10 protein-coding genes are annotated in these 11686 nt (G+C 62.2%); 7 read left to right on the top strand and 3 right to left on the bottom strand.

All coding sequences use genetic code 11. The annotated features are described in order from the left end of the window. The first annotated feature begins 120 nt into the window (after positions 1 to 120). The 4 genes from ACR64R_RS13540 (at position 121) to ACR64R_RS13525 (ending at position 6515) form a co-directional block, all read left to right on the top strand. The gene (locus ACR64R_RS13540; RefSeq protein ID WP_487362115.1) at positions 121 to 1779 is read left to right on the top strand and encodes an ABC transporter substrate-binding protein; all 1659 of its coding nucleotides are present in this window, start codon (positions 121 to 123) and stop codon (positions 1777 to 1779) included. A gap of 147 nt (positions 1780 to 1926) precedes the next feature. After that, on the top strand, positions 1927 to 2961 hold the full coding sequence (locus ACR64R_RS13535) for an ABC transporter permease (protein ID WP_487362114.1): 1035 nt from the start codon (positions 1927 to 1929) through the stop codon (positions 2959 to 2961). A gap of 12 nt (positions 2962 to 2973) precedes the next feature. After that, a complete protein-coding gene (locus ACR64R_RS13530; protein ID WP_487362113.1) occupies positions 2974 to 4131 on the top strand; it encodes an ABC transporter permease in 1158 nt (385 codons plus the stop codon). A 50-nt stretch (positions 4132 to 4181) separates the two neighbouring features. Then, a complete protein-coding gene (locus ACR64R_RS13525) occupies positions 4182 to 6515 on the top strand; it encodes a dipeptide ABC transporter ATP-binding protein (RefSeq protein WP_487362112.1) in 2334 nt (777 codons plus the stop codon). 110 nt (positions 6516 to 6625) lie between these two features. Here ACR64R_RS13525 and ACR64R_RS13520 read toward each other — a convergent pair whose 3' ends face one another. After that, positions 6626 to 7216, bottom strand: coding sequence for a transglycosylase SLT domain-containing protein (locus tag ACR64R_RS13520; RefSeq protein ID WP_487362111.1), 591 nt, complete (start codon positions 7214 to 7216; stop codon positions 6626 to 6628). 210 nt (positions 7217 to 7426) lie between these two features. On the opposite strand from ACR64R_RS13520, the gene ACR64R_RS13515 reads away from it, so the two are divergent. Continuing rightward, complete coding sequence (locus tag ACR64R_RS13515; RefSeq protein ID WP_487362110.1) at positions 7427 to 8965, top strand: trimethylamine methyltransferase family protein; 1539 nt, start codon at positions 7427 to 7429, stop codon at positions 8963 to 8965. A gap of 262 nt (positions 8966 to 9227) precedes the next feature. On the opposite strand, the gene ACR64R_RS13510 is transcribed toward ACR64R_RS13515, so the two are convergent. Next, positions 9228 to 9620 (bottom strand): DoxX family protein, encoded by a 393-nt coding sequence (locus tag ACR64R_RS13510; protein ID WP_487362109.1) that lies wholly within the window; start codon positions 9618 to 9620, stop codon positions 9228 to 9230. Positions 9621 to 9819: 199 nt separating this feature from the next. On the opposite strand from ACR64R_RS13510, the gene ACR64R_RS13505 reads away from it, so the two are divergent. Then, positions 9820 to 10308, top strand: a complete 489-nt coding sequence (locus ACR64R_RS13505) for a hypothetical protein (RefSeq protein ID WP_487362108.1) — start codon at positions 9820 to 9822, stop codon at positions 10306 to 10308. 28 nt (positions 10309 to 10336) lie between these two features. Here the strand turns inward: ACR64R_RS13505 and ACR64R_RS13500 are convergent, their stop codons facing one another. Further along, positions 10337 to 11113, bottom strand: coding sequence for a VOC family protein (locus ACR64R_RS13500; RefSeq protein ID WP_487362107.1), 777 nt, complete (start codon positions 11111 to 11113; stop codon positions 10337 to 10339). Between the two features lie 252 nt (positions 11114 to 11365). Here ACR64R_RS13500 and ACR64R_RS13495 point away from each other — a divergent pair, with 252 nt between their 5' ends. After that, positions 11366 to 11653, top strand: a complete 288-nt coding sequence (locus ACR64R_RS13495; RefSeq protein WP_487362106.1) for a gamma-glutamylcyclotransferase — start codon at positions 11366 to 11368, stop codon at positions 11651 to 11653. Positions 11654 to 11686 lie beyond the last annotated feature (33 nt).

The following is an 11686-nucleotide window of genomic DNA, read 5'->3' as shown; positions in this document are numbered from 1 at the left end:
GAACCGGGTTGCATCCAAAGATGCACATTCGCTGGCATGTTCCTCTTCCACGCTGCGTTTTGACAACGCGGTCTGGATGCGGAATGTTACAAGGCGGAAAGCCAACAATGGGAGTAAGTCATGGCAATCTATAAAAGCAATGGTGATCGCGTTCCCGACCACATCCTGAAAATGGCCGAAGAAGCCAAGTCGGGGAGTGTGGACCGGCGCGAATTTCTGGCATTGGCAAGCGTCTTCGGCGCGTCGACGGCGATGGCCTACGGCATGCTCGGCCTCGCCGCGCCTACCCCGGCCCGGGCCGAGGACGTGCAGGGCAAGAAGGGCGGGGTGATCAAGGTCGCAATGTCGATCAAGGATCCGAAGGATCCGCGGACCGCGGACTGGTCCGAAATCGCCAACGCGGAGCGGCAGGCGCTCGAGCCGCTGGTGAAGTACACCAAGGAATACACCTTCGCGCCGTACCTGCTGGCAAGCTGGGACATCAATGACGACGCCACCGAGTACACGCTGCATGTGCGGCCTGGCGTCGAATGGAACAATGGCGACAAGTTCACCGCCGACGACGTGATCTACAATTTCAGCCGCTGGGCCGACAAGACCGCGGAAGGCAACTCGATGCCGGGTCGCCTGGGCAGCCTCGTCGACGAGAAAACCAAGAAGCTCCGCGAAGGTTCGATCGTCAAGGTCGACGACATGACGGTGAAGCTCAAACTGTCGAAGCCCGACATCGCTATCATCCCGAACCTCACCGACTACCCGGCGCTGGTCGTGCACAAGACCTTCGACGAGAAGGGCGCCAACTTCAAGAACTGCCCGATCGGCACCGGTCCGTTCGAGCTGGTTTCTTACGATGTCGGCCAGAAGGTGGTCTACAAGCGCCGCACGACCGGCAAGTGGTGGCAGGGCGAAGCTTTCCTCGACGGGGTCGAGTTCATCGACTACGGCACCGATCCGGCCGCGACCGTCTCGGCCTTCGAGTCGGGTGAAGTCCAGACCAACCACGAGACCACCGCCGACTACGTCAAGATCATTGCGGATGTCGGCGCTCCCGTTTCGGAAGTCGTGACGGCCGCCACCGTGGTGTCGCGCTTCAACGTCACGCACAAGCCCTATGACAACCAGAAGGTTCGTCAGGCAATGCTGCTTGCCGTCGACAACGCCACCGTGTTGCAGCTCGGCTACGGCAATGCCGGCTCACCCGCCGAAAACCACCATGTCGCGCCGATCCATCCGGAATATGTCAAGCTGCCGGAAGTCAAGCGCGACATCGCCAAGGCCAAGCAGATGCTGACCGAAGCCGGCGCGATCGATTTCGAGCACGAGCTGATCAGCAACGACGAGGACTACCACAAGAACACCACGGACGCGATCGCCGCCCAGTTGCGCGAAGCCGGCATCAAGGTGAAGCGCACCGTGCTGCCGAGCTCGACCTTCTGGAACGACTGGACGAAGTATCCGTTCTCGGAAACCAACTGGAATATGCGCCCGCTCGGCATCCAGGTGATCGCCATCGCATACCGTAGCGGCGAAGCTTGGAACGAGACGGCCTACGCAAATCCGGACTTCGACAAGAAGGTGAACGAGGCGCTCGGCATCGCCGATGCGGAGAAGCGCAAGGTGGTGATGAAGGATATCGAGCAGATACTGCAGGATTCCGGCATCATCATCCAGCCTTACTGGCGCAAGCTCTACATCAACATCAAGCCCGAGGTGAAGAACCACTCGATGCACCCCACCTACGAGCACGACTTCGGCAAGGTCTGGCTCGACAAGGCGTGATCCATGGCGATGAGTACGAGGGGCCGCGGCCCCTCGTATCTCCAGCTTCGTCGTCGTTGCATATCCTGCAGCGGCGGCTGGGCTTCATCGGCTTTCCGAAACAGGGTTGAACGCATCTGACCCCAACCCGGCCGGCAGGGGGGCATAATGTTCTCATTCATCGCCAGACGCATCGGCACCATATTGCTTACGATGCTGTGCCTGACGCTGGTCGTCTTCTTTCTCGTCAATCTGGAGCCCAATCTCAAGAAGCTGGCAATCAGTCAGACTGAGATGCATACACCCGCCGACCAGCTTGAAAGCTGGCTGGTCAATCATGGCTACCGCCAAAACTTTTTTGTGCGTTACGGCCAATGGCTGGGCGTTCTGCCCAAGCATCCGGTCACCGATCCGGCGACCGGCAAGACGACGCAGCGCTTCTCCTTCTGCAACGACCCTGTCCAGCCGACATTCTCCGGCGTGCTGCAGGGCGATTTCGGCTGCTCGACCAAGTTCAAGACGACGGTCGCGGCCAAGCTGTTCCCGGCCCTCGGCGCAACTGGATTGCTGATGTTCTGGGTGCTGGCAGTGATGGTGCCGATCTCGCTGCTGATCGGCATTCTCGCCGGCATGCGCGAAGGCTCGCGCACCGATCGCGTGCTGTCCGTGGCCTCGATCGCCTCGACGGCGACGCCCGAATATGTGTCGGGCGTCATCTTCACCGTCATCTTCGCGTCATGGCTCGGCTGGCTGAACGGTTCGGCCGCATCCGCCAGCCAGGGCATCACCTTCTACAATTTCACGCTGCCGGTGATCACATTGGCGATCTACGGCATCGGCTATATCGCGCGCATGACTCGCGCCTCGATGGTGGAGGTGATGACGCAGCAATATATCCGCACGGCCCGGCTGAAGGGCCTGTCCTTCAGCAGCGTTGTCATCAAGCATGCATTGCGCAACGCGCTGATCGCGCCCTTCACCGTCATCATGCTGCAGTTCCCGTGGCTGCTCACCGGCGTCGTCATTGTCGAGGTGATGTTCCGCTATCAGGGCTTTGGCTACACGTTGGTCGAGGCAGCCGGCAACAACGACATCGACCTGCTGCTCGGCTGCTCGCTGGTCTCGGTGTTCATCGTCCTGATCACGCAGCTCATTTCGGATGTCGGCTACGCGTTTCTCAATCCGCGTATCAGGGTTCAGTAGAGGGCAGGGCCGATGCAAACCGAATATATAAGCGCCTTCGACGTCGTCATCGGCGTGCTCTGGCGATTCTGGCCGGTGTGGGTCGGGCTCATCCTGGTCATGGGCGCAAGCTTCACCTATAGGCGGCGGCTGGGCCTCTACGGCCAGCTCTTCGACAGCGGCGTCGGAATTGCCGGCGTCTTCATCTGCCTGTTCTGGCTGTTCACGGCGATCTTCGCCTCAACCATCTCGCCCTTCGATCCGCTGGCGCAGATATCGGTGATGAAGGACACGCTGCCCGGCGCGATCGAACCGGCGTCGAAGCTCGTCTACTATTTCGGCGGCGACAAGCTGGCCCGCGACGTGTTCTCGCGCATGGTCTATGGCAGCCAGATTGTGCTGATCATCGCGCCTGCCGCGACCGGCTTCGCACTGATGGTCGGCATCACGCTCGGCCTGCCGGCCGGCTACTATGGCGGCAAGATCGACACGGTGCTGTCCTTCCTTGCCAATCTGGTGCTGGCCTTCCCGGTTATCCTCCTGTTCTACCTGCTGGTGACACCGGGCATCATGGATACGCCGATCCCCTATGCGATGGCGGGACTGTTCTTCCTGTTCCCGATCGTCTTCTTCTGCGTCCTGTTCTGGACCCGCTTCAAGAACCGGCCGGATCGGCTCTACATCCTGCTGGGCATCACGCTGATCCTGGGCGGCTGGATCTATGCCGGCCTGGTCTTCGACAAGGATCCGCTTAAGATCGTCCACATCGATCCCAACCAGCTCAACATCTTCGTGGCGGTGGTGTTCGCTTCCAGCCCCGGCGTGTTCCGCATCGTGCGCGGGCTGACCATGGACATCAAGACGCGCGACTATGTGGCGGCGGCGCAGACGCGCGGCGAATCGCCCTGGTACATCATGCTGTGGGAGATCCTGCCCAACGCGCGCGGTCCACTGATCGTCGATGCCTGCCTGCGCATCGGCTACACGACGATCCTGCTTGGAACGCTCGGCTATTTCGGCCTGGGCCTGGCGCCCGAGAGCCCCGACTGGGGCACGGCGATCAAGGATGCGAGCCGCCTCTTGCGTTCCTTCATCCACCCGGCGCTGCCGCCGACGATCGCGCTGATGTCGTTCGTGCTGGGTCTCAATTTGCTGGCGGACTCCCTGCGTGAGCAGTCGATGAAGGATTGATGGCGGGGTCAATGGCCCTACCTGCCAAGAACCAAGGATTGGAGCGACCCATGAACGAGGCAGTTCGAGATCCAGCCAAGGCGGCCAGTCAGCCGATCATCGAGATCGAGAACCTCTCGATCTCCTTCTTCACCCGCAAGGGCGAGATCCCGGCCGTTATGGACTTTTCCTGCACGGTCATGCCCGGCGAAGCGATGGGCATCGTCGGCGAGTCCGGCTGCGGCAAGTCGACCGTGTCGCTCGGCATCATGCGCGACCTCTCCAACATCGGGAAGATCGTCGGCGGCAGGATCAAGTTCCAGGGCAAGGACATGGGCGAGCTTTCCGAGGAGGAGTTGCGCGCCATCCGAGGCAACAAGATCGCCATGATCTACCAGGAGCCGATGGCGAGCCTCAATCCGGCGATGAAGATCGGGCAGCAGCTGATGGAAGTGCCGCTGATCCACGACAAGGTGTCGAAGGACGAGGCCCATAAGCGGGCGCTGGAGATGGTGCGCGCGGTGAAGCTGCCCGATCCGGAGCGCATGATGCGCTCCTATCCGCACCAGCTGTCGGGCGGCCAGCAGCAGCGCATCGTCATTGCCATGGCCCTGCTGTCGAAGCCGGCGCTGCTTCTGCTCGATGAACCGACCACCGCGCTCGACGTCACCGTCGAGGCCGGCATCGTCGAACTGGTCAAGGGGCTCGGCGAGAAGTTCGGCACCTCGATGATCTTCGTGTCGCACAATCTTGGCCTGATCCTGGAGACCTGCGACAAGATCACGGTGATGTATTCCGGCGAGGCGGTCGAGACCGGCAAGATCGAGGACGTGTTCGACCGGATGCGCCATCCCTATACGCAAGGGCTGTTCCGCTCGATCCCGCTGCCTGGCGCCGACAAGAACTCGCGGCCGCTGATTTCCATCCCGGGCCAGCTGCCACTGCCGCACGAGCGGCCGAAGGGCTGCAATTTCGGCCCGCGCTGCCACCATTTCGTCGAGGGCGTTTGCAACGCCGCCGAAATCCCGATGATCCCGGTCGACGGCCACGAGGGGCATTTCTCGCGCTGCGTGCGGTTCAACGAGATCGACTGGGAGGCGCTGCCGCCCGGCGCCAAAAAGGTCAATGAGAAGGTCGAGCCCGGCGCGCCGGTGCTGAAAATCCAGGATCTCAAGAAATACTACAAGGTCGGCGGGGGCGAGGTGTTCGGCTCCAGCGAAGGCCGCGTCGTCAAGGCCAACGAGACGATCTCATTCACCGCGCGCGAATCCGAAACCGTGGCGATCGTCGGCGAATCCGGTTGCGGGAAGTCGACGCTGGCCAAGGTGCTGCTTGGTCTGGAGACCGCCAGTTCCGGCACGGTGACACTTGGCAACAAGGAAATCCAGTCGACCGGAATCGAGAGCCGCAACGTCGAGACGGTATCCTCGATCCAGATGGTGTTTCAGAACCCGTTCGACACGCTTAATCCCAGTCACACGGTCGGATCGCAGATCATCCGCACGCTGGAAAAATTCAAGGTCGGCAAGAATGTTGCCGAGCGACGCCAGCGCATGCTGGAGCTGCTCGACCTCGTCAAGCTGCCGCGCGCCTTCGAGACGCGCAAGCCGCGCCAGCTCTCGGGCGGCCAGAAGCAGCGCATCGGCGTCGCGCGCGCCTTTGCCGGCAACGCCAAGGTGGTGGTGGCCGACGAACCGGTCTCGGCGCTCGACGTCTCGGTGCAGGCGGCGGTGACCGAACTCCTGATGGACATCCAGCGCAAGAACAAGACGACGATGCTGTTCATAAGCCACGACCTGTCGGTGGTGCGCTACATCGCCGACCGCGTCGTCGTCATGTATCTCGGCTACATCGTCGAGCAAGGGACGACCGACCAGATCTTCTCGCCGCCCTACCATCCCTATACCGAGGCGCTGCTATCCGCGATCCCGATCGCCGACACCAGCGTGGTCAAGAAACACATCGTACTCGAAGGCGACATCCCGTCGGCCATGAACCCGCCGACCGGCTGTCCGTTCCAGACGCGGTGCGGCTACAAGAAGTTGGTGCCGGACAATCTGTGCGAGACGAAGGTGCCGCCGGTCAAGGATCTCGGTGGCGGCCATACGAGCCTGTGCTGGCTCTCGGACGACGTGCTCGCCAAGATGGAGCCGGTCATCAAGTTCGACAAGAAACATGCCGCGCATGAAGGCGTGCCGGATGATGCGCCCCGTGGCTCAGGGCCAGGCCTCGCCGGAACGGCGCCAAAACGCCCGCGTGGCAAAAGGGGCAGCGCGGAAGCCGATCAGATCGGGGACGCCGTGGAGCAAGACCAGGCCGGCATGAAGGCCCGTCGCCACCAAATCCGCGACGAGGTTTCGGAAACGGGTGTCAAGAAGCCGAAGGATACGACGAGACGGCACTAGCCCGGACGTGCTAGATCAGGATGACGTTTCGTTGCATCGTGATCTTGGCCTAACTCTTTGTTTTAGAATGATCTTTCCGCGAACCGGTTCCCGCTTCGAGGGATCACGCTCTAGTTTCCGCATTGTCGTAGCTGCGCCTGGTAATCGCGCGCCATCTGGTCGGTGGCGCGTGCGTAGCTTTGAACGCCGGCGTCGCCGCGATTGCCGCGGCCATAAGCGGTCCAGCCGAGATAATAGGCCAAGTAGAGATTGTAGGTGTCGTTGCGGGCGACGCCAAAGGTGTCGGCGGTCTTGGAGTGGTACCAGCCGACGAAATCGATGGCGTCGGCAAAGCGCGTGCGGCGCGCCGTCCAGTTGCCGGTCTCGCTCTGATATTGTGACCAGGTGCCGTCCAGCGCCTGCGAATAGCCCGTGGCGCTCGACACATGCGTCCACGGGATGAAGCCGAGAAGCTTGGTGCGCGGCGGGCGGGCATTGCTCTTGAAGTCGGATTCCTTGCGCACCGTCGCCATAAGCACCGGAACGGGAATGCCGTATTTCTGTTCGGTTCGCTCGGCGGCGGACTGCCAGTTGTCGAACCAGCCGTCATTCTGGTCGAAGACGGCGCAGACATTGTTGATATGGTTGGGTGCCGTCGCGCAGGCCGAAAGCGCCAGCAGCACGGAGACAGCGACAATTTTACTAAAACTCGACCTACGCATTGGAAGACGAATAGGCCGAAATCATAAAAGGAGTGTTGCGCGGTTTCTTAACCCGGGAGCGGGAGCGCGAAAGGCCTGGTATCGATATTACGACTGCCGGTGTCGTTATTCTTTTTGCCGATCCTGAAAAATGCCGCCTTGGCTAAAATCGCGCCGGCAAATGGCGAATTCCTGACAGCTTGCATGTGACGCGGACGCTCTGATGCGCGCATGAGCGAACCAAGACGCAAGCGCGGCGCCGAGCGCACGAGCAATCGGGGGCCAGTCGCCATACCGCAACTGCCGCAGCGGCGGGTCGAGAACCCCTATCCGCCGATGGCGCTGCTGTCGGCCGACCAGATCGAGGCGATCCACCAGGCATCGATGCATATTCTGGAGAATTTCGGCATCGAGCTGATGAGCCCGCGGGCGCTTTCGCTGTTCGAGCGCGCCGGCGCCAAGGTCGACCACGTGTCGATGAATGTGCGCGTCGATCGCGGCATGGTCGAGGAGGCGCTGAAGTCGACGCGCGCCAGCTATGCGCTGACCCCGCGAAACCCGGCCCGCGCCATTCATCTTGGCGGCAGTACAATCAACTTCACGCTCGTCGCCGGTCCGCCCAATGTGCACGACATGGAACGCGGCCGCCGCGCCGGCAACATGTCGGACTATCAGGACCTTGTCCGGCTGGCGCAGCATTTCAACTGCATCCACATGCTTGGCAATCAGGTCTGCGCGCCGATCGAGCTGCCTGCGAACACCAGGCACATGGACACCTATTTCGCCAACCTGACGCTCACCGACAAATGTTTCCACGTCTCGGCGATCGGCCGGGGCAGGGCGCTCGACGGCATCGAAATGATGGCCATCGCGCGCGGGCTGACGCTGGATCAGATGCGCGACGATCCCGGCATCAGCACCATCATTTCGGTCAACTCGCCACGCCGGTTCGACGAGATGATGGCCGAAGGGCTGATGACGATGGCTGAATATGGCCAGTCCGTGGCGGTCACGCCGTTCACGCTGATGGGCGCGATGAGCCCGGTGACCCTGGCCGGTGCGCTGGCGCAGCAGAATGCCGAGGCACTGTTCGGTGTCGTGCTCACCCAGCTCGTACGCCCCGGCGCGCCGGTGATGTACGGCGCCTTCACCTCCAATGTCGACATGAGGTCGGGCGCGCCGGCCTTCGGCACGCCAGAAAACACCAAGGCCAACGTCGCCTCGGGCCAGCTGGCGCGACGCTATGAACTGCCTTACCGCACGACGCCGGGCTCCGCCTCCAATGCCGCGGACGCCCAAGGGGCCTACGAGACGATGATGGCGCTGTGGGGCGCGGTGCTCGGCCATGGCAATCTCGTCTACCATGCGGCCGGCTGGCAGGAGGGCGGACTGACGGTATCGTTCGAAAAGCTCATCATCGACGTCGAGATGATCCAGCACATGATGGAATTCTTGCGCCCGATCGTTGTCGACGAGGGCGAGTTGGCGGTGGAGGCCCTGGGCGCGGTGCCGACAGGCGGACATTTTTTCGGCGAGCCGCACACGCTTGAGCGCTACGCCACTGCCTTCTACCAGCCGATGCTGTCCAACTGGCAGAATTACGAAGCCTGGCAGGAAGCCGGGGCGCCCGACGCGACTGCGCGAGCGACGCGGCTTTGGAAGAAGGCGCTGGAGGAATATGTCCAGCCGGCCATGGATCCTGCCATTCGTGAAGCGCTCGAAGCCTATATGGCACGCCGCAAGGAAGCGATCGGGCAGGGCGAGCCGTGAGAGAACAGCTTCCCAATCCGATTCGCTTCGATCTCCCAACTCACTGAACCGACGAGAGAAAACCCCAAAGTCATCGGCGGCGGCAAGCGCTGCGCGCATTCATGCCGCGCCGCTGTCCAAACCAGGATGGCGTGAATCGTCATCCCGATCCAACTCGTTGTTGGAACATGATCTTCTCCGAAAACCGGTTCTTCGGGATCGCGCTCTGGCCAATTTCGAGCGGATGCGCGCCTGCTCGCAGGCGCGCGATGACCTCGAGAGTTCAGGCGCCGCGGCGATTGTCCAGGGCGAAGGCGCCCGGTCCGGCGAAGACCAGATAGAGGAAGATGAAGCAGAAGGAGATCGCCGCGTCGCCGCTGTTGTTGACCGGGAAGAAGCTGCGCGGCATGTGCGCCATGAAATAGGCGATCGCCATTTCCCCGGCCAGAAGGAACGCGACCGGGCGGGTGAAGAGACCCAGCGCCAAAAGGATGCCACCGGCGAATTCGAGAATGCCGGCGGTCAGCGTCAATCCGCTGAGAGTGTGCGGCTGGGCGCTGTGCGGGAAATCGAACAGCTTTTGCGAGCCATGCTCGATGAATTGCAGGGCGGTCATGATACGCAGCACGCCCAGCGCCTGAGGGCGGTAGCGGGGAAGGCCTTCGAGAAGCTTCATCTAAGACTCCATGTCGCCCGCCCGGGCCGGCCATAGTTTACCCTCCGGCAAGGGACCACTCACTTCCCATGGCGTGCCATCAACAATCGGTGAGGGGACATGGTTTCATCTGCCAAACTCATTCTCGTAATAGTTGCATATTTATCCTTATGGTTGTATCGATATGCGGCGGCATCAAACCAAACGGATCTGCTTAGCCATGAGAAAAGTCGTCATCAGCCTGTTCGCAATCCTCGCCAGCACCGGCTTCGCCGCAGCCGCGGACGCCGGCTGCGGCGCCTTCAAATGGCCGGTTACACGCGAGCAAGCCCTGTTCCCGGCGGCGCCGGCGGCCCAGTCCGGCGCAACCCTGATAGTCGGGCAGGCGATGGCTCTCTCGCTCGAAGCCGTCGACACTGTCAGCTTTGACGTGCCGCCGGAACGCGCACCGGCTGCCGGCACTTTCGGCGCCACGGCAAATGTGACCGTGCCGCCGGGAGGAGAGATCCAGTTCAGCCTGTCCGACGAGGCTTGGATCGATGTCGTGCAGGATGGCAAGACTGTCAAATCGGCGGCATTCAGCGGGGTGAAAACTTGCCCGGGCATCCGCAAGAGCGTGCGCTTCAAGCTCGCGGGCGGGGCGGCCATCGTCCAGTTCAGCGGTGCAAGGAAACCCGATCTCAAGGTGGCGGTGCTGACGCCGGAGTGATCCGGCGCCAGCCAGCGAGCAAACGCTGCTAGCGGACCGGTGCCAGCAACGCGAAATGCGCGCCTTGCGGGTCCTGGCACTGGATGATCCACTGGCCGCTCGGCACGTCCATCGGTCCCATCAGCACCTTGCCGCCATTGTCGGTGACGCGCTTGGCCGCTGCATCGATCGCATCGACGTTGAAATAGAACTGCCAGAACGGAAGAGGGATCTGCGGCGGCTTGTTCATCATGCCGCCGCCGGATTCAGGACCGGCCGAGAAGGTTTTGTAGATGCCCATCTCGCCCATATCGAACTCGCCGGCGCTCTCCCAGCCGAACTGGTCCGAATAGAAGTCAAAGGCCGCCCTCCATTCCGAAGTATAGAGCTCATGCCAGCCGACATGGCCGGGCGTCGTCGCCGGCACCGGCGGCTGGTCGGGCTGGTTGGGCTGAAGGAACATGAAGGCCGCGCCTTGCGGATCGGCGACGACTGCGAAGCGGCCGACGCCCGGTATATCGTCGGGCGCGCGATGGATCGCGCCGCCCGCGTCCTTGAGCGCCTTCGTGGAGGCATCGACATCCTTGGTATGGATGTAGCCCATCCAAGCCGGCGGCATGCCCATCTTGGCGGGCTCTTCCGGCATCGTCATCAGCCCGCCGACGCCGCGCATGGCCGAGTTCACGACGATGTAGCGGGGTGTGCCGGGCGCCTTGCCGAAGGGCTCGGCCCGCCAGCCAACCACGGCCGTGTAGAAAGCCTCGGCGGCGTCGAGGTCGGTGGTCATCAGTTCGTACCAGAAGAAAGGTTGCGGGGATTTCGGCATGGTCGGTCTCCTCACCGGTTCAGGCGGCGATCGCGGTTCGATCCATACTAGGACGATCCTGGCGACAGAAATCCGACATGGGCCGAAAATCTCAATCGGCAAGCCGCTCCGCCCCTGATCTTGCGTAGCCCGCGCTTCTCGACTTTGCTGCCTCAAAGGGGTTCGCGCTTTTCCATGCGCCAGATGTCGCTCACCCGAGCTTGTCGCTCTTTGCCATCGCGACAAGATCGATCCCGGTCCGAGCGGGAGTGGATGCAGCTCAGCGACGACGATTTCACCGCGCTCTCCACGCGTCTCGCCGGTGAAGCCGGCGAGGGACCGCTCTGGGTATTCGCCTATGGCTCGCTGATCTGGAAGCCGGCCTTCGAATCCGTCGAGCAGCAGCGCGCCTCGGCCTGGCTGGCATCGTTCGTTCTGCCTCGGCCTGGTTCGCTGGAGGGGCTGCGCCGTGCAGCCGGGATGATGGCGCTGGAACGCGGCGGGCACTGCGACGGTGTCATCTACCGCCTGCCGGATGGCGACAAGGCTGTTCACATCTAGAGGCTGTAGCGGCACGAGATCGACCATCACAAG

It is taken from the genome of Mesorhizobium sp. MC2-1-1 (assembly GCF_057597255.1).
Note: the sequence above shows the minus strand (reverse complement) of the source record. Positions and strands in the feature narration are given on the sequence as shown.

Coding starts and splice junctions, on each gene's coding strand:
- ACR64R_RS13540 (WP_487362115.1), top strand. CDS start 121: ATGGCAATCTATAAAAGCAATGGTGATCGCGTTCCCGACCACATCCTG.
- ACR64R_RS13535 (WP_487362114.1), top strand. CDS start 1,927: ATGTTCTCATTCATCGCCAGACGCATCGGCACCATATTGCTTACGATG.
- ACR64R_RS13530 (WP_487362113.1), top strand. CDS start 2,974: ATGCAAACCGAATATATAAGCGCCTTCGACGTCGTCATCGGCGTGCTC.
- ACR64R_RS13525 (WP_487362112.1), top strand. CDS start 4,182: ATGAACGAGGCAGTTCGAGATCCAGCCAAGGCGGCCAGTCAGCCGATC.
- ACR64R_RS13520 (WP_487362111.1), bottom strand. CDS start 7,216: ATGCGTAGGTCGAGTTTTAGTAAAATTGTCGCTGTCTCCGTGCTGCTG.
- ACR64R_RS13515 (WP_487362110.1), top strand. CDS start 7,427: ATGAGCGAACCAAGACGCAAGCGCGGCGCCGAGCGCACGAGCAATCGG.
- ACR64R_RS13510 (WP_487362109.1), bottom strand. CDS start 9,620: ATGAAGCTTCTCGAAGGCCTTCCCCGCTACCGCCCTCAGGCGCTGGGC.
- ACR64R_RS13505 (WP_487362108.1), top strand. CDS start 9,820: ATGAGAAAAGTCGTCATCAGCCTGTTCGCAATCCTCGCCAGCACCGGC.
- ACR64R_RS13500 (WP_487362107.1), bottom strand. CDS start 11,113: ATGCCGAAATCCCCGCAACCTTTCTTCTGGTACGAACTGATGACCACC.
- ACR64R_RS13495 (WP_487362106.1), top strand. CDS start 11,366: ATGCAGCTCAGCGACGACGATTTCACCGCGCTCTCCACGCGTCTCGCC.